Origin of the sequence: Streptosporangium sp. NPDC001681 (assembly GCF_040298085.1) — a bacterium.
In the GTDB taxonomy this organism is placed as follows: domain Bacteria; phylum Actinomycetota; class Actinomycetes; order Streptosporangiales; family Streptosporangiaceae; genus Streptosporangium.
This window is the reverse complement of record NZ_JBEOZN010000070.1, coordinates 1-20678: the sequence shown is the minus strand read 5'-3', so window position 1 is coordinate 20678 and position 20678 is coordinate 1. Positions and strand designations below refer to the sequence as shown.

Here is a 20678-nt window from a genome sequence, read left to right as displayed (position 1 = left end):
CTCCTGCTCGTGACAACGCCTCCGCGACTCGCGGTAGGGGCACGGCTCAGGAGTGGTCACCCGCGCTGACGAGCCCGGTCTCGTACGCGATGACGACGGCCTGGGCGCGGTCGCGCAGGCCAAGCTTGGCGAAGATGCGGGCGACATGGGTCTTCACAGTGGCTTCGCTCAGGATCATCGCCTCGGCCAGCTCGGCGTTGGACAGGCCTCGCCCCAGCAGGGTCAGTACCTCGATCTCGCGCGGTGTCAGGCTCGCGAGATCGGTGGGGACAGCCGAGGACGGCGACATGGACTCGCCGGCGCGGTCGGGGGCGGCGAAGCGCTCCACCAGCCGCCGGGTGATCGATGGAGCGAGCAGGGCGTCACCGGTGTTGACCAGGCGCACGGCGGCCGCCAGGTGCTCGGGCGTGATGTCCTTCAGGAGAAAGCCGCTGGCGCCGAGGGCGAGCGCGGCGTAGACGTAGCGGTCGAGGTCGAAGGTGGTCAACATGAGCACCCGGCAGTGCGGCCCCTGCGCCAGGACCTGCCGGGCGGCCTCCAGCCCGTCCATGTTCGGCATGCGGATGTCCATGAGCACGACGTCCGGACGCAGCTCCCGCGCCGCCGCCACCGCTTCCACCCCGTCGGCCGCCTCCCCCACCACCTCGATGCCGCGCGTGGTGAGGATCAGCCGGAAGCCGGAGCGGATGAGAGCCTGGTCGTCGGCGATCAGCACGCGGGGTGAGGGCACGGGGTCGGAGTCGAGGGTGGTCATGCCCCGTCCAGGGGAAGGCGGGCGCGAACCCGGTAGCCGCCGCCAAGACGGCGTCGAGTGTCCATGTCCCCACCGTAGAGTGCGACTCGTTCCCGCAGCCCCAGCAGCCCTCGGCCCGCCCCGTCGTCGTACCTTCGGCTGCCCGCCGCGGAGCCGGTCACCGCCCCGGCACCAGGCTCGCCCTTGTGTACGGCACCCTTGCTCCTCACGGCGCCATGTCCGTCGGCCTGCCCGAGCGGGTCACCGGCGAGCACGCTCGGGCCGGTGTTCAGCACTTCCACGCGCACGTGGTGCTCGGCGTAGCGGATCGTCACCTCGGCCTTCGCCCCCGCCGCGTGCTTGAGCGCGTTGGTCAGCGCCTCCTGCACGATCCGGTACGCCGTCGCGTCGATGCCCGGCGGCAGCGGCCGCCGCTCGCCCAGGATCCGCAGCTCGACGGGCAGCCCCGCGAAGGCGAAACGATCGACCAGCGTGTTCAGGGTGCTCATGCTAGGCGAGGGTACGAGATCCACGGCGAGGGGAAAGCCGCCGCGGTACGGCGGGTCGTCGCCGTTCGGGGATGGCGCGAGCAGGCCCAGCAGGTGCCGCAGTTCCGTCATCGCGGCGCGCCCCGCGCCCTCGACCGCCCTGAGCGCCGCCTCGGTCTCGTCCGGCATGGTGGCCAGCACCTCGCGTGCGGCGCTGGCCTGCACCACCATGAGGCTCACGTTGTGGCTGACTATGTCGTGCAGTTCCCTGGCGATCCTGGCCCGCTCCGCCTGGACCGCCGCCCTGGCAGCTCTCTGGCCCTCGCGTTCCAGGAGTCTGCCGCGCTCCTCGATGGCGGCGCGGTGCTGCCGATGGGACCGTAGGAGGAGGAAACCCAGCCGGACCGTGATCGCGAACAGTGCCGCAACGATGACGATCAGGCTGTACGTCCACACAGCGCCCACTCTTCCACCATCGCAGACCGTACGGCGATCCGCATCGACTCCCCGGACCAAACGCCTACATCCACAGGATGACAGCAGGGCGAGACTGCATCCGGGGATGGATGTCAGGTGCCGGGTGCCGCTTGTAGCCTCCCCCCCATGACAACCGAAAGCCAGGTCGTCGTACGACTCGACAAGATACGAAAGCACTATGGCGAGACGGTGGCGCTGGGCGGTGTCTCGCTGGAGATCCGGGCCGGTGAGGCGGTCGCGGTGATGGGGCCGTCGGGCTGCGGCAAGTCGACGCTGCTCAACATGATCGCTGGGTTGGATCGCCCCACGTCCGGAACGATCACGGTCCACGACGAGGACCTGTCCCGGCTGAATGAGACGGGGCTGGCGCTGTTCAGACGTCGCAGAATCGGCATGATCTTCCAGTTCTTCAACCTGCTCGACGATCTGTCCGCGATCGACAACGTCGCGCTGGCCGCCCAGCTCACCGGGACGCCTGCCGCGCACGCCCGCAGACGGGCGCTCGAATTGCTGGACGAACTCGGCATCGCCGACCGCGCGAACATCTACCCCGCCGTGCTGAGTGGCGGGGAACGTCAGCGAGTCGCCGTCGCCAGGGCGCTGATGAACCGGCCGGCCGTGCTACTGGCCGACGAGCCGACGGGCGCGCTGGACAGCCATAGCGGCGAGCAGGTGATGGACCTGCTGCTCGACCTCCAGCAGATCGGTCAGACGCTGCTGCTCGTGACCCATGACGAACGGCTGGCCCAGCGGTGCGCGAGCCGGGTGGTCGAGCTCGCCGACGGACAGGTGACCGGCGAGCGCAGCATGGAGCGGACAGCATGAGCGGGCGGACCGCCGCGATGGCCCGCGGGAGGCACGGCATCGGAGTGGACCGCACCGGAACGGACGGCAGCGGCGCGTGGCCGGGACGGCCGGCATGAGCGCGGTGTGGCGTGTCGCGGTGGCGGCGGTGCGGCGGCGCCGGTTCCAGAGCGTGGTCCTGTCCGTGGTCGTCCTGTGCTCGACGGTGGCGATCGTGGTGGCGCTCGGTCTGCTCGAAGCCGCGTCCGCCCCCTTCGACCGGACCTTCGCCAACCAGCACGGCGCGCACGTCGTAGCCGCGTTCGACCGGACCACGGTCTCCGACGACCAACTCGCCCAGACCGCCGAGAACCCGATGGTCGAATCCGTGGCCGGGCCGTTCGGCCAGGCCGTCATCATCGTTACCGACACCGGCTATGGCCCGCCGCCCGGCCCACTCACGGTCGTCGGCCGCGCCGATCCCGGTGGCCCGGTGGACCGCGTCGACCTCTGGGCGGGCCGCTGGGCCACCACGCCGGGGCAGATCGTGATAAACCGCCCAGTCGAGCCCTTCTTTCGCGATCTGCTGGGCACCACGGTCCAGCCCCAAGGGGGCCCGAAGCTCACCGTCGTCGGCCTGGCCTCCAGCGTCAGCAGGACAGCCGAAGCCTGGGTCACTCCCAGCCAGATCCAGACCCTGAACCCGAAGATCACCCAGATGCTCTACCGCTTCACCGAAGCGGGCACGGAGGGCGAACTCCGCGCGGCCTTGACAGGGCTGACACCAGACCCGGCCGCCTCCTCGTTGCTCGACTGGCAGTCGTACCTGACGGTCAAGCAGGATGTCGCCCGGACGGCCTCCGCCTACCTGCCCTTCCTGACGGGGTTCGGCATCCTGGGCCTGCTGGTGGCGGTCCTCATCGTCGGGAACGTCATCAGCGGCGCGGTCGTGGCAGGCCAGCGGCATATCGGCGTGCTCAAATCCCTGGGATTCACCCCCAACCAGGTCGTCGCGGTGTATCTCGCCATGGTCCTGCTGCCGGGATTCGCCGGCTGCCTGGTCGGCACCGCAGTCGGCGGCCTGGCCGCACAGCCCCTGCTGCAACTGGTCTTCCAGGGCATCGGATCGGCCATCGGCGTCGGTGTCAGCATCTGGGTGTACGTGGTGACGCTGCTCGGCGTGCCGGCCGTGGTCGTGCTGGCCGCGCTCATCCCCGCCTCGCGCGCCCACCGGCTGTCCGCCGCTCAGACGATCAGCGCGGGCAGCGCGCCCCGCCCAGGACGCGGACAGCGTATGCAGCGCCTGTTGTCAGGCGCACGGCTGCCGCGCTCCATCAGCCTGGGACTGGGCCTGCCGTTCGCCCGTCCTGGCCGCTCGGCGTTGACGCTGGCCGCCGTCATCCTCGGTGTGACCACGGTGACGCTCGCCTCCGGCCTGTTCCGTACGATGATCGCCTACGGAGACGCGGCGCAGCGGGTCGGGCACGTCCACACGGTGGTTCACGTCGGCCGGCCGGACCAGACCAGGCCCAAGCTGGACGACGCCGGGATCGAGGCACTGCTGCGTTCACTGCCCGGTGTGAAGTACGTGACCGCGGACGCCTGGATAGACATTCACCTGGCCGGGCGATCTGACCGGATCATGGCCCAGTTCCTGCGCGGCGACGCCTCGACTCGGGGCGACACAGTCGTGGCCGGGCGCTACCTGTCAGGGCCCGGCGAGGTCGTCGCCCCTTCGGCATTCCTGAAAAGATACGGGCTCAGGGTCGGCGACCGCCTCACGCTCACGCTCGGCGGCGTGCATACCTCGACCACCATCGTGGGCGAGGCCATGCACTCCGCGAACAACCTGATCATGGTGAGCTGGCCGACGCTGACCGCGCTCGCACCGGACAAGAAGCCCACCCAATATGAGGTCCAACTCGCCTCAGGCATCGATATCGAGAAGTTCAACGCCGCGGTCAAAGCGGCCGACCCGGGCCTGTATCCGGTCACACAGCCGCAGGTCGACGACACCAGTGTCGCCGTCATCAGCGCGACGTCGATCTTCACGCTGCTCCTGGGCACGGTCGCGACGCTGGGCGTCTTCAACACCGTGGTGCTCAATACCCGTGAACGCCGCCGCGATCTGGCCATGCTCAAGTCGATCGGAATGACCCCTCGCCAGGTGACCGTGATGATGGTGACGTCCATGGCGGCCCTGGGCGCACTCGGCGGCCTGCTCGGCATCCCGATCGGGGTCGTCGCGCACCGGGTGATCGTCATGGCCATGCTCGACGCCGTAGGCCTCACGCTTCCCGCCGTGATGCTCGACGTCTGGCGGGTCGCTGGGCTGGCCGTGCTCGTGCTGGCGGGGGTGGCGATCGCGATGCTCGGCGCGTTTCTCCCGGCCCGCTCGGCGGCCAGGCTGACCATCGCCCATGCCCTGCACACCGAATGAGCGGCCGCTCAATCCGGCAAAAGGTAGTGGGGCCGCACTGGAAGCAGGACGGATTCGTCGCCGCGGTCGGCCAGACCCCGTGCCCCCGACGCCGGCCCGGCGACCTCGAATCCGGCTATGAGCCGAGTACTCCGGTGTTCTGGCAGGCGGTCAGGCGCCACTGCCCGTCCTCCTTGGACATGACGAACAGCGGGCTGCCCTCGGAGGGACCGTCGGGCGTCCGGTACAGCTGGCGTACCTTGACGGCGGCGACGTCGGGGCGGATGAACAGCACGTGCACCACCTCGAAGGTGACGGTCGAGTCCTTCATCCCGCCGGGGAGCACCTGGTGGGTGAACACCGAGATCTCATCGCGACCGATCAGGCGCCTGCCCGCGCCCGTCGTCCAGATCGCGTCGGGCCGGAAGAGGCCGAGAAACTCCTCGGGGAGTTCGTTGTTCTGGGAGTGCTCGATCGTGGCGACCACCTGCCTGATCGCCTCGATCTCGGTCTCGCGGGTCTGTTCGTTGATCCTTGTCGCGTTCATGCGAGCCATGCTGTTACCTCAAGATAACTTGAGGTCAACTCGTTTCGGTGTGTCACCGCCCACCCGCCGGTGGCCCGCATCCGGGACGCCTGCGGCAGAGCAGAGCGAGGAGGGCGGCCGGCCCACCCCGCGCGGGTAGGTCGCGGTCAGGGAGGAGCTTGACCTTGACGCGACGTCAACGTCTGTAATGCAGGCATGCGAATCGGAGAGGTCGCGGCACTGGTCGGCATCACCACCCGCGCCGTACGCCATTACCACCACCAGGGACTGCTGCCAGAACCGCCGCGGCGGCCCAACGGCTACCGCGTGTACGGCCTGCGGGACGCGGTCGAGCTGGCACGGATACGGCGGCTCACCGAACTCGGCCTGGCCCTTGAGGAGGTACGCGACGTCCTGGCCGACGACCGGGGCCGTGACCTGCACGAGGTGCTCGTCGAACTGGACGCCGACCTCGCCCGCCAGGAGCGGGCGATCCAGGAGCGCCGGTCCCGGCTGGCGGTGCTACTGGAAAAGGCCTCCGGCGCCGATCTCGACCCCGACGACGTGGTCTCCCCCGGGCTGGCCGGGTTGTTCGGCGCGATGTCGACCTCGGCGGCCGAGCTGCCGGAACCCACGCCGGCGGCCTGGGACCGCGAACTGCTCGCGCTGATGGACACGGCAGCCACTCCCGAGGATCGGGAGCGGCTGTTCGCCGCCATGCGGCCGATGGCCGCCGACCCCGGCGCCGTGGCCCGCTCCTACGAGCTCTACCGCAGGCTCGGCGAGCTGACCGAGGCGACCGCCGACGATCCGCGGATCCCCTCGCTGGCCGCCGAGTTCGCCGACCACATCCCGGCCGACCTGCTGGCCCTCCTCAGTTCCGAGCTCCCGGGGGCCTCCACCGATCCACTCGGTGCGGCCTTCCTGGCGGATCTGCCCCCGGCCCAGGCCGAGGTCGTACGCACGACGCTGCGGCTTCTCAGCGGGCGGCTGTGCTGACTTCCTCCCCGCGGCTGAAGCCCGGGATCTCCACGCTGGAGGTGTTCAGATGAAGCGGCTGGTCCGCGCGATCGCCTACGCGGTGCTCCCCGCGGAGATGGCCCTGGTGGTGTGCCTGGTCGCGGGCGTCCCCATCCCGATGCCGGTGATCGTGGTGGCCGAGGTGGCCGTCGCCACCCTCGTCGGGGTGGAGGCGTTCCTGCTGACCGGGGCGTTCAGGAGGCACCGGTCGGCGGGCCTGACGGCCGCCGAGGCGGCCGGGGCGGCGCTGCGGGAGCTGGTTCCCGAGCCGGTCCTGCGGTTGACGGCGCATGAGGCGAGAGCCGTGGCGAGCATCGGATATCTGGTCGCCGGGCGGCGGCAGGGGGTCCGCGGCGACGCCGTCGCGATCGGCTACGCCCGCGAGCAGACCCCCATGATGGTCATCCTGCTCGTGGTGTGCGTGATCGAGACGGTGGTGCTGGCCATCCTGCTGCCCTGGCCCGTCGTCCACGCGGTCGTGCTGGTCCTGGACGTGTACGCCGTGGTCGCGATGCTGGCGATGACGGTCGCCGGCATCGTCCGGCCCCATGTCGCCGCCCCGGGCGAGCTCAGGCTCCGCTGGGGTGCCCTGTTCGACCTCCGCGTGCCGATGGCACTGGTCGAGTCCGTACGGGTGGACCGGCGCTACGACCACGAAGGGCTCCTGCGGGTGACCGGCGACGAACCCTCCCTGGCGGTGTCGTCCCAGACGAACCTGGTCATCGACCTTGCGGAGCCGGTGACCGCGGTGCGCCCGCTGGGAGCCGTCGTCACAGCCCGGCGCCTCCGCTGCTACGCCGACGACCCGGACGCCGCCGTCGCCGCGATCGGTCGGGCCCGTGACGGAGCACGGGCGACCGCATCGGTGCCCGAACTTCCTGCCCGCCCTGACCGGCTGCCTCTGATCTCCTTGGAGGGACCGGCTCAGCGCCCGCCCCGCACCGCTGATCGGGCTGAATCCGCGAGACAGAACACCTAGCCCTACATTCCGCACGTGACCCCGGTTGACCTGGGGTGATTACCCGCGGCACTGGATCAGATGTAGCTGCTGACCTGCGACGACGCGGCACATGCGGAAAACGGGCCTAGCCCGTCCTCCGAGAGCGGATCAGGCCGAGTTCGGTCAGGTCGTCGGACCAGAGCCAGCCCGCCTCCTTGGCGATCCTGACCGCCTCCACGCGCGTGCGGGCGTCGACCTTGGTGAGGATCCGCGCCAGGTAGTTGCGTACCGTGCCGCCGGACAGGCAGAGCCGGTCGGCGATCTCGCCGACCGGTGCGCCCTCGGCCGCGGCCTGCAGGACCTCCAGCTCACGCGGGGTGAGCGGGTTCGGCTTCGCGTTGAGGGTGGCGACGGCCAGCTCGGGGTCGACGACCTGCTGGCCGGCGGCCACCCGGCGTACGCAGTCGGCGAGCTGGCTCGCCGGGGCGTCCTTGACGACGAAACCGCGTGCCCCCGCGTCCAGCGCGCGGTGCAGCGCGGCCGGGGTCGCGAGCCCGGTCAGGATCACCGTGGCACATTCGGGGAGCCTTCTGTGCAGTTCCGCCGCGGCGGTGAGACCGTCGGTGCCGGGCAGGCCGATGTCGAGGAGTGCGACGTCCGGCCGGTGGTGCAGGCAGGAGCGGACCACCTCGTCGCCATGACCGACCTCCCCCACGACCTTGATGTCGTCCTCGGTGGAGAGCAGGGCGACCATGGCCCCCCGGACCAGGTGCATGTCCTCGGCGATCAGGACGCTGATCATGGGTTGTCTCCCCCGTCGTTTCGCGGTGCGCTCGTGCCTGGCCCGGGGCCACTACCCACACGCGAGGAGACTACCCACAGAATTCAGCCGATTACTGTGTACCAGCGTTAAACACCGAAAAGCCTGACATGGGGTTATCGTCCTTACGAGGGAAGATTGCCGTCACCGGCTCCATCTGGACCACGCTCCGTGGACTATGTAATGGCGTGGACATATAACCCGAATAAGGGTCGACTGTTTAGCACCCCCGTCGGGTTGTCCTCCGCTGACGCCTCATAATGGCCTCGCCCATTGACCTCTGCCCCTTTGAGGGTGTTCACGGATGCGGCGTGCGAGCATCCGGATTCGGTCCGGGTCGTGTCCGGAGAGGTGGTCACCGACCCCCGGGCGATACCGGCCCGGGTGGAGGGCCGAGGAGGTCGACCTCGATGCCGAGACCGCGGCGACCGGCTTCCCGGTAGGCGAGCCAGGCCAGGGCGAGGTCCTGCCACGGCAGCCCGATGGGGCTGTAGACGGTGCGCCGGCCCGGGTCATGCGGACGATGATCCCAGTTCGACGTGGATCGCCCGGGTCCGGATCCCATCCTCGTCGGCAAGCCGATATGCCGAGAACTTTCGGCTCATGCACCTAGATCACGTCGATCTTTTGCGCAACACCCCTTAGGGGACATATACCGATATTTCGACCAATAAAGGGTGCAAAATACACGAACACCTCAATCGTGAGTTGCGAAGTTGAGACCATTAAAGGGTCCTCATCCCTTAAGAGACGCGTCTAAATTGACGGCAGACGGAAAGGCGGTGAGGAATCGTGGACGTCCTCGTACGGGCAGAGGCCGACCAGCTTCGCGATCTCCACTCGTGGCTGATCGAGGAACCGGAATTCCGTGGACGTGTCCGAATTCTCGAACGGGACGGGGCACCTCACGAGCTCGGTCCAACGACCGACCTCCTCCAGGTGGCCCTCGGCTCGGGAGGCGCGGTGGCAGCCCTCGCCGGCATCGTCATCGCCTGGCTGAACAGCCGCCCCGGCGAGGTCTCGGTCCGGATCTCACGCGACAACCAGGAGATCGAGGTGACCGCCAAGGGGGTCAAGTCGCTGACCCCGGAAGGCGTGCGGGCGCTCACCGGCCAGATCTCCGAAGCGGTCTCGAGCCGCCCCTCGGAGCTTGAGCGGTGAGTCTGCTGTCCCACGAGGGGACGCGCGTGCTGCTCGTCGGTTCGGGAACCTACGTGCCTGGTTCACGCCTGCCCTCCGTGTCAGCGGGCCGTACGACGGTTCAGGACCTCGGGGACTGCCTGGTGGACAGGGCGGGCCTGGATCCCGCACGGCTCACCAGGTGCGTCGACCCGGAGGATCCGCAGCACTTCGCCGGCCTTCTCGACGACGCGGCCCGGCAGGCGACCGAGGTGCTGATGTTCTACTACGTGGGACACGGTCTGGTCAGTCCGGCCAACGAACTCCATCTGGCGACCCGGGCGACGACGGACCTGACGGTTGGGACACCTCCCGAATACCAGGCCCTGCCGTACTCCACGGTCCAGCAGCTGCTGCTGCGCAGCACGGCCCGGCTGGTCCTCGTCGTCCTTGACTGCTGCTTCTCCGGTCGCGCCTACGGGGTGTCCGGCAGCGCCGCGGACGACGCCTTCACCATCACCAGGCAGGCCGGCGCCTACCTGCTGACCTCGACCAGCCGCACGGAGGCCGCCTGGGCCCCGGTCGGGCAGCCGCACACGGCCTTCAGCGGCGAGCTGATCAGGCTGCTGGCCGAGGGAGAACCGACAGGGCCTCCGGGGTTGACCCTCGACTACATCTACCGGTTCCTGGCGCGTTCCCTGCCGGACAAGGGCCTCCCCCAGCCGCGCCGCCAGGCGGCCGACCTCGGCGATCAGGAGGTGCTGGCTCCCAACCCCGCCTACCAGCCCCCGCCGGCGCCCGCGACACCGGAACCGTGGCCCGCTGACGACACCGAGAGCCCCTACCGAGGACTGGCGTCCTTCGGCCCCCAGGACAGCGCGTTCTTCTTCGGCAGGGAGGAACTGACCCGAACGCTTCTCGAACGGCTGCGCGCGCATCAGGTGGACGGCGGGCCCCTGCTGGTGACCGGTCCGTCGGGAGCCGGGAAGTCCTCTCTGCTGCGCGCCGGGTTGATCGCCGCCCTGCCCGCTACCTCGGCCCGCGTCTACCTGACACCGGGTTCGGACCCGATGGGAAAGCTCGGCAGGCTCGTTCCGGAAACGACGCCCGAGCGTCAGCCGATCATCGTCGTCGACCAGTTCGAAGAGGTCTTCACCGCCTGTCAGGACGAGGAGCAGCGGCTCGCCTTCATCCGGGCGCTGGCCACCCTGTGCGAGGCCCGGAACGGCACGCCGCCCGCCGCGGCCGTGGTCATCGGCCTGCGTGCGGACTTCTTCGGTCACTGCGCCGCCTATGCCGAACTGCTGGGGGCCACGAAACGGCCGGAGGTCGTTCCTCCGATGGGGGAGGACCAGCTTCGCGACGTCATCGAGGGGCCGGCCACGCTGGCCGGGCTCGCCATCCAGCCCGGCCTGGTCGATCTGCTGCTGGAGGACCTCGGGATCGGGAGAACCTCCCCGGAAGCGGCGTCCGGGCCCGGCGGCGGCCTTCCTCTGCTGTCCCACGCCCTGCTCACCACCTGGCAACGCCGCCAGGACAGGGTGCTGACCTTCGCGGGATACCGGGCGTCAGGCGGCATCACCCAGGCGCTCGCCCAGACCGCGGACACCGTCATGCGGGACATCGGCCCGAGCGGGGAGCTCATCGCCCGTGAGATGCTCGTGCGCCTCGTGCACCTCGGCGACGGCACCGACGACACCCGCCGCCGAGTGCTCATCGATGACGTATTGCCCAAGTCGGACAGCCCCGAGTACACGGTCGCCCGCCACGTCCTCGACCTGTTTCTACAGGCACGCCTGATGATCGTCGACGAGGACTCCGTCCAGCTCACCCACGAGGCGCTCATCCGCGGGTGGCCGCAGCTGCAGGGCTGGATCACCGCCGACCGCGCGCGACTGCTGGTACGGCAACGGCTGTCCGAGGACGCAGAAACGTGGAAGAGACAGTCCCATGATCCCGCCTATCTCTACGTGGACAACCGCCTCGTGGCGGCCCAGGAAGCCGCGGGAAGCGGCCACCAAAGTGAGCTTGGTGCCCTCCAACACGCCTTTCTCACGGCGAATGCGCGCCGAGCCCGCCGGAGGAGCAGGATCACGCTCAGCGTCATCGTGACCCTCGCCATGCTGCTGGTCGCCGCCGTGGGAGCGGGCGGCTACGCGCTGCGGCAGAGCGCCGTCGCCCAGGAACAGTCCCGGATAGCCGACGACCAGAAGGACCAGGCCACCCGCCAGCGAGACGCGGCGATCTCGCGACAGGTCGCGGACACCGTCGAACGGCTCGGCGACACCTCGCTCTCGGGGCAACTGGCACTGGCCGCCTACAACCTGTCCGACACTCCGGAGGCCCGGGGCGCGATGGTGGACTCGCTGGGTTACACCATCGGGACCAGACTCCTCGGCCACTCCGGCGCCGCCTGGGCTGCCGCGATCAGTCCCGACGGCAGGCTCGTCGCCTCCGGCTCAACAGACAAAACCGCGAGGATCTGGGATGTCCGCGACCCCGCCCGGCCCATGCAGCTGGCGGTGCTCCAAGGACATGAGGAGGGATTGGGCTCGGTGGCCTTTGACCGGTCAGGATCGTTGCTGGCGACCGGCTCGGCGGACAAGACGGTGCGCCTGTGGGACATCAGCGATCCGAAGCACCCAACCCTCGCCGCGAGGGTGCATCAGCGAGACAGCATCGTCAAAGCGGTCGAGTTCGACCCGGTCGCGGACATGCTGGCCATCGCGTTCGTCGACGGCATGATAGAGCTCTGGGACACCAGCGCCCCCAAAGCACCAAGCCGCATGTCGGAGCTGGTCGGACACGAGAAGTCGGTCGAGTCGATCGACTTCAGTGCGGACGGCGAGGTCCTGGCGTCGTCGTCCGAGGATCAGACGGTGCGGCTGTGGAGCACCAAGAACAAGCAGCGACCATCCTTCCTCGGCGGCGTGCGCGTGCATTCAGGTGGCGCGCTCCACTCGGTGGAGTTCAGCCCCGACAGGAAGATCCTCGCTGTGGCCTACAGCGACAACACAGTGAAGCTGTGGAATGTGAGTGATCTCGGCCACGCCCCGCTTGAGGGCGCGACCCTCGAAGGGGCTGTCGCCCCCGTCTACGATCTCGCCTTCAGCCCCGACGGGCGTACGCTGGCCGGGGCTTCGACGGACAATACGATCTTCCTGTGGAAGGTGAAGGACTACGCGCACGCTTCACGGCGGAATGTGCTCATAGGCCATAGCGAGTCCGCCCAGTCAGTGGCCTACAGCCCGGACGGACGCTTCCTCGTCTCGGCCTCGGCGGACTGGAGCGTCCGGCTCTGGGATGTTCACGATCCCGACCGTGTCGAGTTCCAGCTGGAGCTGGAGTCGCACCAGGACCTGGTGTACGGCGTCGACGTCACCTCCGACGGGCGGACCCTGGCATCCGTCTCAGCGGACAGCACCGTGAAACTCTGGGATATCAAGGACTTCTCGCACCCTGCGCTGTTGAGCACGTCAAAGGCCGGGGACGAGTACCTCCTCGATGTGAAGTTCAGCCCGGACGGTCGCACCATGGCGACCACGGTCAGAGACGAGATCTGGCTCTGGGACGTCACCAGCCCCGCCAAGCCCGTCAAGCTGGCCGCGCTGAAAGGGCACACCATGACCGTCATGGCTGTGGCCTTCAGCCCTGACGGTCGCACGCTGGTCTCCGGCGCGGAGGACGGCACCGCCCGCGTGTGGGACGTGCGGAGTCCCGCCGGACCGAAGGCCCTCGCCGTCATCCGCGGGCATTCCGATTCCGTGCTGGACGTGACCTTCACCTCCGATGGATCCACACTGGCCACGGCGTCGGGAGATCGGACCGTACGGCTGTGGGACATGTCGGATCCCGCGCACCCGGATGAGCGAGCCGTCATCGAAGGTCATTCCGCGCTGGTGGACACCGTCGACTTCTCCGCGAACGGAGACCTGCTCGCGACGGGCGCCGGTGATGGAACCGCCCGGATCTGGGATGTTCACGATCCGGCCCACCCCACCCCCTCGGGGGTGCTCAAGGGGCACACGGATCTTGTCTGGGACGTCGAGTTCAGCCCGGACGGACGGAGTGTCGCGACCGGGGCCGGTGACTCCGTGACCCGGCTGTGGGACGTGTCGGATCCCGCCAAACCGGTCCTCACCACGATCCTCAGACTGCACTCCTCCAGGGTCGCCGCGCTGGCCTTCAGTCCCGACGGCCACGGCCTGGTGACCGGTTCGCACGACAACTCCATCCGGCTACGCGTGATTGACATCCCCACCGTGGTCAAGCGCGTATGCGACACCACTGGCATGGCCATGACGCGGGAGGAGTGGGGGCTGTACATGCCTGACATCGGCTACACGCCGCCCTGCCCGGCTCGCTGAGCGGAGATCCCGGCGGCGTCAGACCGGGGCGACGGTGTGGTGTTCCAGCAGGACGTCGGTCAGCAGGTAGCCGCCGCAGATCAGGTGGGCCAGCGGGTGGGCCCGTATCTCCCGGTAGTGGGTGGCGATCCGGAACGCGGCCGCGACCGGGGTGGCGGCGCTCGTCCACAACGGTCTGTGCCGGCCGGTGGAGGCCGGGACGACCCACCAGAAACGGCAGGCGTCGTCGAGGCGGGCGACCAGCCCGTAGTAGACGGAGACGACTATCTTGCCGGACGGCAGGCGGTGGACGTCCGCCGGGATGTTGTGGGCTCGCGCCAGCAGGGCCGCCAGTTCACGGGCCCGGAGTTCGGCTGGGTGCGGCGCGAGGTCTTCGGGGGGCGTGTGATCAACGGTCACGCTCGCGAGACTAGAGATCATGAGATGCCCGCCTCAACGGTGTTGCACGATGTTGCGAGCTCACTTCTCGCCCAACGCGGCGGCCGCGGCCCGCAACAGGGCGCGGGCCTCCTGCCCGTAGGCCGCGGCACCGCTCAGTGCCCGGAACGCCTTCTCGTACACGCCCACGTCGCTCGGGGCCTTGTGCTGGATCTGGCCCGGCACGGTGTCGACGCGGACCCGGTTGGCGTCGTATATCCAGAAGTTCTCCGGCGGCATGAGCGGCGGCCTGATCGTCGCGGGGACGATGCCGAAGGACACGTTCGCGACGCCCGAGGTCAGCTCCGCCAGCCGGTCGAGCTGGGCGGCCATCTCCGCCGGGCCGACCAGCGGGGTGCGGAGTGCCTGCTCGCCGACGACGAAGGCGAACCGCTTGCTCCCGTTGCGCAGGATCTCCTGTTGTCTCAGCCTCGCCGCGACCGCGGCGTCGATGTCGTCGGGGATGCCGCGGAAGTCGATGATGGCGCGCAGGTGGCCGCGGGCGTAGTCGCCGGTCTGGAGCAGGCCGGGGACGGCCGAGTGCTGCCAGACGCGGAACTGGTGGGTCCTGTCGTACAGCGGCTGGAAGGAGCGCTGCACGTGGCCGAGGCCGCTCTCCTCAAGGCGGCGCCAGTCGGTGTACATGGCGTCGATGTTCTGGGCGGCCGCGATCAGGTCGACCACCTGCTCGTCCGCGTCGCAGGCCTCGCACCACGTCCGGATGTCGGCCTGGTTGGGCATCTGGACCGCGTTCTCGATCTTTGAGATCTTGGTGTGGTCCAGGCCGGTCTTGGCCGCCAGCGCTCGCCCGGTCAGCCCGGCGTCGGCGCGGAGCGCCCTGAGCCTGGCGGCGAGAATGCCTTTGGCCTCGTCGATGCGTGCTGTGGAGGTCGCCATCTCCGTCACCTCGTCACCGCGGGGGGTTGATCCTCCGACCGTACGTCGGGTGTTGCGATCTGTCCTGAAAGTTGCGAATAGTTGCGTAATGCTGATGGGCGCGCTCCCGCTCCGTTATCCGGAAAGCCTGCGACAGGCCGCGCGAGGTCGGTGAGAGATCTACGATTGGCCTTCCCACCTGCGCTTTCCGCTGATGCGGGTCGGGGATGTCGGGCGCAAGCCTTACGGTAGGGCGCGTGCCAGAGACGAACCATGAGCTCACGCTCGACTCGGCCCTCACCGAGGAGGCCGTGCTCTCGACCTACCGCCGCATGTTCGCGGCGCTCGCCCGCGACAGCGGCGCGGTGGTGGACGACCCCGCGCTGGTCGACATCGCCGAGACCCTGTTCGCGGCGTTCGCCGAGGCCGGCGAGGAGTGGCTGACCCACGAGCAGATGCGCAACGTCTGCCGGGCCTATCCGCTCGACCGGTTCGAGAACCGGCTCCGGGTCCTGCGGGGCCTCGGCGCGATCCGCGAGGTGTTTCCCAAGCCCAACCAGCTCCGCTACCGCGCGTCGTTCACCAGCGTGGTGGGGCTGATGTTCATCCGCCGGATGATGGACGACGGCGGCCAGTCGGAGATGCACCGGCTGCTCGCGCTCGAAGACCTCAACGTGGCCGACCCCCGCACGACGATGGAGGAGGCCCGCGCCAGCGCGCAGAACCTCTCGCGCGCCTTCCGGCTCTGGGCCCTGGAGCTGATCACGCTGACCGGCGGCACCATCGAGGAGTTGCGCGAGCAGGCCCCCAAGCTGTGGGGCACCGAGGAGATCGCCCGGCGGGCGCAGAACCTGCACGGCACCATCCTCACCCGCTGGCCCGACCTCGACCGCACCTGTACCGAGCTGCGCGCCGCGATCTACTCCTACAGCGACGCCTCACGTCGTGCCGCCGGGCGTCTGGCCGACTCCGCGGGCACGACGAGGAACCTGACGCTGCTCCCCGCGGAGCTCTGGCGCACCTTCGCGCAGACCGCGAGCAAGGAGCGGCTGGCCTCGGTGCTCGACGGCTTCGTCTTCGACGCCCCCGCCCCCTGGCACGACCCGGCGGCGATCGTCAGGGCCGTGGACGAGAGCCCTCGCCCGGCACCCGCCCAGCCCACTCCCCCGCGCTCGGCCCTGCCCGACACCGGCCCCGCCGACACCCGCGACCCCGCCACCGACGGCCTCGACCACCTGACCACCGTGGCCGAGGCCGCCCTCGCCGGGCGCTCCACCGCCCGGCTGGAGGAGTTGCTCACCGCCGACGGCGAGTGGGTCTCCGCCCGCCGTCTGCTGGCCGACCTCGTCTCGGCCGACCTGCGCCCCGACTCCCCCTATCGCCTGCGCTGGTCCGACGGCCTCACCGCCACCCCTGGCGCCGAACCCGCCTGGCTCTCTCACGGCCGCCTGGAAAGGACCGGCGGTGTCGGCTGATCCTCGGCACGTACCGGCCCCGGCGACCGAGCCGGCGAGCAGCGGCCCCGAGACACCCGAGCACCCGCTGACGACCGGGGAAGCCGGCGCCGAGACGTACCCGCGGCCCCCGGAAACCGGGCTTGAACCGTCCGCGACGGCACATGTCCGTAGCACCGAGGCGTACGCGCGGACCTCGGAGGCCGAGCCGTCCGCGACGGCACATGTCCGGGCCAGGTCGAGCGGACCTCTCGCGCTCCATGCCGGGCAGGCGGCTCCGGCGGGGATGGCACGGCTGGGTCGCGGTGACGGGACGGGCATGGCGCTGCCGGTCTGGCCCGACGGGGCGACCCCTTCGCTCCTGGAGGAGTACCAGGTCGCGCCGGTCCCGGTGGAACGATCCGGCGAGACCCGGCGGGTGCTGGCCGCGGCGCTGCGCTGCTGCTGGAGCGACCTGACCGCCGACCCGTGGCCCGGCACCCCCGCCCCGGTGGACGACGTGCTGTCGACATATCGTGCCCTGATCGGGCGCGGCGACGACCTGATGCGCAACTGGGCGATCGGCGCGCTGCGCCGCCTGCACGACTCGGCCTGGCTGGAGGTCGCAGACGGGTTCGTCCGGCTCGGCCCCCGGTGCGCGTCCTGGCCCCCCGCGTCCCACGCCCAGCTGCGGGAGCTGATGCGCCGCCTGCCCACCGCGGAGGAGACCCCGGGCGGCACGGAGGTGCTCCCGGTCATCGATGACGGCCCTGACAGCGCCGCTGAGGACGCTGAGGCGGGGGCGAGCGTCACGATTCCCGACGAGGTGGACACCGATCTGCTCAGCCCGTTCGACGAGCGTCGCAGGGCCGAGATCGTGGCGGCGTTCATGGCGGTGGAGCACGCGGCCGAGCCGGTGCACGAGGCCCGCTTCTCCGCGCTGCGCGACCCGGTGCTGCGCCGCACGCTCACCGAGATGCTGGAGCGCCGCGGCCGGGTCCTGATCCACGACCGTGAGTCGTGGATCTCCGGCTACGCGGCCGGGACACTCGGCGCGGGCACGGCCTCAGGAGCGGGCACGGCTTCGGGAACGGGCACGGTGTCGCAGGCGGGCTCGACGTTGGACGAGGCCGAGCGGGCGGTGCTGGTGCTGGTGCTGATCCACTCGGTGGCGATCCCCAGGGCTGACGGCCTGCTGCCCACCGACAGCTGGCTCTCGCCGTTCCCGGCCCAGATCGACGAGTTGCGGCGGCATACCAAGCTGCCGATCGGCGAGTTGGAGGCCGCACTGCGCACCCTGCGTCACGCGGGTCTGGTGACCCAGGTGAAGGCGGGCGAGGAGGCCGGGGGGTACGTGCCGGGACCGCAGTTCCACCGGCTGACCCCGCAGGCCAGGCGGCGCCTGCAGGAGGAACTGATCCTCGCGGCGGGGCCGCACACCCCGCTGGCCGCGGCCGTACGGGCCAACCGGCGGTGATCGGGAGTGGAGCGACCACAGCACGCGATGAGTCGACCCCGGTGGGGAGTACCGAGGACCCGGCGCTCCCGGTATCGGGAACGGGACGGAAGAAAGGAACGACGGGGTTGACCGACCAGCGGAACCAGGCCGCGAAGAGTTCACGGGGGAGCCGCGCGAAGGCCGCCGACACCGGAACGGGCACGGGCGAAGCCGTCCAGGCCGGAGCCGGGAACACCTCGGCCAGGGGCGGCCGGGGTGCGAACCCCCGGACCGGGGACGTGCCGGCCAAGGGCGGCCGGGCCGCGACCGCTCCGGCCGGGGACGTGCCGGCCGGAGGGAGTCGGGCCGCGGGAGCCGAGGCCTCTGCCGGGACGCAGGCGAGTCTGGTCCCCGTGGAGATCCGTGCCACCGCTCCGACCGAGAACGTGGTGGGTGACCGGGTGCTGGTCGCCGTGCAACCGGTCAACATCTCCCGGCTCTCGACCCACCCGGTGCCGACCGTACCGGGCACGCTGATCGTGGTCGCGGGCGCCGGTCCGAAGGACTCCAACGGCGCGGGCAAGTCGTCGTTCATCGCGATGATCACAGCGCTGCTCGGAGACGAGCAGTGGCGTTTCGCCTCGGGCGCCAAGTCGGTGTCGGAGCTGCTGTTCAACGCCGAACTCGCCGCGGGCGGCGGCGGCCGGACCTGGGCCAGCGCCGACCACGGCTACATCGTCGGTGTCTTCGCACCGGCCGGCTCCGTGCACACGGGCTCCATGGACCCCGGCCTTCCAGACGCCGCCCCCTCGGACGGTGGCTCTCTGGATGGTGACTCTCAGGACGCCGACCCGGCGCGCACCGGTTCCCTGGGCGACGCGGTGACCGTGTGGCTGCGGGTCAACCAGGAGGCCCCGCACCTGGAGATCAGGTGGGCCCCGGGAGTGCACCTGGCGTCGGCGGCCTCGGAGGCGGAGCGGGTGACGCGAGCCGACGCGCTGTGGGCGGCGCTGCCCCGCTCGGCGGGACGACGTGACGTGGTGGCGCGCGACCTGACCAGGTTCCTGTACGGCGACCGGGTCAGGTGCGTGTCGTTCCTGTCCACCTCGGTACGGAGCAAGGTCGCCACCAACCTGCTCTCCCAGCCGCTCAACGAGATCTCCCCGGAGCGGGTCTTCGAGGCGATCGCCGCGCTGACCGGCCTGGACGCCGAGCTCGACCAGGAGCGGGAGGCCCGACGCGACGAGCACGCCAGGCGGGTGCGCGCGACGCGGGCCATGGAGCTGCTGCGGGAGTTCGAGGACGAGTCCCGTACGCTCCTGGAGACCTTCGACCGGCGCGACCGTGCCCGCGTCCGGCTGGCCGAGGCGATGCGCCGCTGGCGGGGACGGCTGGCGCGCAGGCTCGCCGACGCGGGGCAGCGGGACGAGGCACTGGCGGTGGAGCTGGAGCGGGCCGGCGCGGCGGCCGAGCGCGCCACGGAGGCGATCGGCGAGATCAGGGCGGAGATCGCCACGCTCAAGGACGACACGCTGGAGCGCGGTCTGGCCGAGGCTCGCAGGGAGCTGGCCACCCTGCAGGCACGTGCCGCGAAGCTGGACGCCGACCGGGCGGTGGCGGAGAACTCGGTGGACGAGCTGCGCGGCTGGATTCCCGGGCTTGAGGAGCAGCGCCGGCTGGCCGACGGGCGCGACGTGACGGCGGCGGGCGCGGAGCTGGCCGAGGCCAGGACGCGATTGAACGAGGCGCTGAAAGCGCTGGGCGTGGCCGACCGCGAGGTCGAGGGGGCGAGGGCGGCGCTGGACGATGCCGAGGGCGGACCGGCCGCGGCCCAGCTCAACGCGCTCGCCGAGGCGGGCGTCGGCGCGACCGGCCTGCTCGACGCGATCGACGTCGCCGAGCAGGCCCGCGAGGACGAGGCCGGGCGGAAAGCAGCCGCGCTGGGATCTCGCGGGTGGCCGCACGAGCACGCGGTGATCGTCGACGCGGCCGATCTGGAGGCCGCGTCGCGGGCGCTGAACGCGCTGCCCGGCTCGGTGCTGGTCAGCGCGGCGGGAGTCACCGTCGTGGGGTCGTTCGAGGTGGCCGTCACCGGCAGGGAGGCCCGGATCAAGGCCGCCGAGCAGCGGCTGCACCGGGCGCGTGACACGCAGGAGAGCGCCGCGGCGGCCGTACGGGCCGCCGAGGACGCCGTGGCCGAGGCGGGCAGGCGGCTGGAGGGGGCCAAGGCGTCGGTGCAACTGGCCGACATCGAGCGGCGGCTGGCCGAGCGGCGGAACACGCTCGGTGAGCTGACCGAGGCACTGGCCGAGGTCGCGCCGAAGGTGGGCGAGGCCGAGCGCCGGGCGAGCACGCTGGACTTCCGCGCCCGTACCAGGAGCATGGAGGTCGAGCGTCTGGAGAGCCGCAGGGCCGGGCACGAGTCCGACCGCGACCAGGCCGCCGGGCAGGCGGCGAGAATCACCGCCGACCGCGAGGCGCTCAGGCTTGACGCGCTGGCCGGCGACTGGGGCGGCACCGTCGACGGTGCCCGCGAGTGGCTGGGGGCCCTGGACGAGCAGGAGCGCCCGCTGACGGCCGAGGAGTGGTGGCGGGCCGCCGAACGCCGCCTGGACGAGGCGCTGCGCGACACCTTCCCCGGCGAGGACGAGGAGATGCCCGAGGAACTGCGCTTCCTGGTCAGGGAGCGGACCGCGCCCGGCGCCGGGCGCACCCCCCGCGGGCAGGCGACGGTACCCGGCGTGTTGTAGGCGCGCGCGTCCTACCAGCGCGGGCCGGAGGAGTACGAACGGCACCGGCGCCGCCAGAAAGAGACGCAGATC

15 protein-coding genes are annotated in these 20678 nt (G+C 70.6%); 9 read left to right on the top strand and 6 right to left on the bottom strand.

Features of this window, described 5'->3' with window-relative positions; genetic code table 11:
• Positions 1-46: 46 nt before the first annotated feature.
• Entirely contained in the window at positions 47-754 is a 708-nt protein-coding gene (locus ABT130_RS28140; protein WP_350960184.1) for a response regulator, read from the bottom strand.
• Positions 751-1686: a sensor histidine kinase gene (locus ABT130_RS28135; protein ID WP_350960182.1), complete on the bottom strand. Its 936-nt coding sequence runs from the start codon at positions 1684-1686 to the stop codon at positions 751-753. Before ABT130_RS28135 ends, ABT130_RS28140 begins: the two co-directional genes overlap by 4 nt.
• Before the next feature lie 138 nt (positions 1687-1824).
• Here ABT130_RS28135 and ABT130_RS28130 point away from each other — a divergent pair, with 138 nt between their 5' ends.
• Together ABT130_RS28130 and ABT130_RS28125 are read left to right on the top strand one after the other, a co-directional pair.
• Positions 1825-2523, top strand: coding sequence for an ABC transporter ATP-binding protein (locus ABT130_RS28130; RefSeq protein WP_350960179.1), 699 nt, complete (start codon positions 1825-1827; stop codon positions 2521-2523).
• 94 nt (positions 2524-2617) lie between these two features.
• Positions 2618-4921 carry an ABC transporter permease gene (locus ABT130_RS28125; RefSeq protein ID WP_350960176.1) on the top strand — a complete coding sequence of 768 codons (2304 nt, stop codon included), beginning with the start codon at positions 2618-2620 and terminating at the stop codon, positions 4919-4921.
• 115 nt (positions 4922-5036) lie between these two features.
• Here the strand turns inward: ABT130_RS28125 and ABT130_RS28120 are convergent, their stop codons facing one another.
• Positions 5037-5447, bottom strand: a complete 411-nt coding sequence (locus ABT130_RS28120; protein ID WP_350960173.1) for an SgcJ/EcaC family oxidoreductase — start codon at positions 5445-5447, stop codon at positions 5037-5039.
• 195 nt (positions 5448-5642) lie between these two features.
• Here ABT130_RS28120 and ABT130_RS28115 point away from each other — a divergent pair, with 195 nt between their 5' ends.
• Both ABT130_RS28115 and ABT130_RS28110 read left to right on the top strand, forming a co-directional pair.
• On the top strand, positions 5643-6425 hold the full coding sequence (locus ABT130_RS28115; RefSeq protein WP_350960171.1) for a MerR family transcriptional regulator: 783 nt from the start codon (positions 5643-5645) through the stop codon (positions 6423-6425).
• A gap of 49 nt (positions 6426-6474) precedes the next feature.
• Positions 6475-7425, top strand: coding sequence for a hypothetical protein (locus ABT130_RS28110; protein WP_350960168.1), 951 nt, complete (start codon positions 6475-6477; stop codon positions 7423-7425).
• A gap of 106 nt (positions 7426-7531) precedes the next feature.
• Here the strand turns inward: ABT130_RS28110 and ABT130_RS28105 are convergent, their stop codons facing one another.
• Positions 7532-8188 carry a response regulator transcription factor gene (locus ABT130_RS28105; protein ID WP_350916668.1) on the bottom strand — a complete coding sequence of 219 codons (657 nt, stop codon included), beginning with the start codon at positions 8186-8188 and terminating at the stop codon, positions 7532-7534.
• A gap of 810 nt (positions 8189-8998) precedes the next feature.
• On the opposite strand from ABT130_RS28105, the gene ABT130_RS28100 reads away from it, so the two are divergent.
• Both ABT130_RS28100 and ABT130_RS28095 read left to right on the top strand, forming a co-directional pair.
• Positions 8999-9367, top strand: a complete 369-nt coding sequence (locus ABT130_RS28100) for an effector-associated constant component EACC1 (protein WP_350960166.1) — start codon at positions 8999-9001, stop codon at positions 9365-9367.
• Positions 9364-13692: a caspase, EACC1-associated type gene (locus ABT130_RS28095; RefSeq protein ID WP_350960164.1), complete on the top strand. Its 4329-nt coding sequence runs from the start codon at positions 9364-9366 to the stop codon at positions 13690-13692. Before ABT130_RS28100 ends, ABT130_RS28095 begins: the two co-directional genes overlap by 4 nt.
• An 18-nt stretch (positions 13693-13710) precedes the next feature.
• Here the strand turns inward: ABT130_RS28095 and ABT130_RS28090 are convergent, their stop codons facing one another.
• Positions 13711-14091: a hypothetical protein gene (locus ABT130_RS28090; RefSeq protein WP_350960161.1), complete on the bottom strand. Its 381-nt coding sequence runs from the start codon at positions 14089-14091 to the stop codon at positions 13711-13713.
• 60 nt (positions 14092-14151) lie between these two features.
• A complete protein-coding gene (locus ABT130_RS28085) occupies positions 14152-15006 on the bottom strand; it encodes a helix-turn-helix domain-containing protein (protein ID WP_350960159.1) in 855 nt (284 codons plus the stop codon).
• Between the two features lie 236 nt (positions 15007-15242).
• Between ABT130_RS28085 and ABT130_RS28080 the strand changes: the two genes are divergently transcribed.
• From ABT130_RS28080 to ABT130_RS28070, 3 genes are all read left to right on the top strand, one after another.
• Positions 15243-16460 carry a hypothetical protein gene (locus ABT130_RS28080; RefSeq protein ID WP_350916656.1) on the top strand — a complete coding sequence of 406 codons (1218 nt, stop codon included), beginning with the start codon at positions 15243-15245 and terminating at the stop codon, positions 16458-16460.
• Positions 16450-17895 carry a hypothetical protein gene (locus ABT130_RS28075; RefSeq protein WP_350960157.1) on the top strand — a complete coding sequence of 482 codons (1446 nt, stop codon included), beginning with the start codon at positions 16450-16452 and terminating at the stop codon, positions 17893-17895. The genes ABT130_RS28080 and ABT130_RS28075 overlap by 11 nt, the downstream gene beginning before the upstream one ends.
• A gap of 107 nt (positions 17896-18002) precedes the next feature.
• Positions 18003-20606: a coiled-coil domain-containing protein gene (locus ABT130_RS28070; RefSeq protein ID WP_350960155.1), complete on the top strand. Its 2604-nt coding sequence runs from the start codon at positions 18003-18005 to the stop codon at positions 20604-20606.
• Positions 20607-20678: the final 72 nt, after the last annotated feature.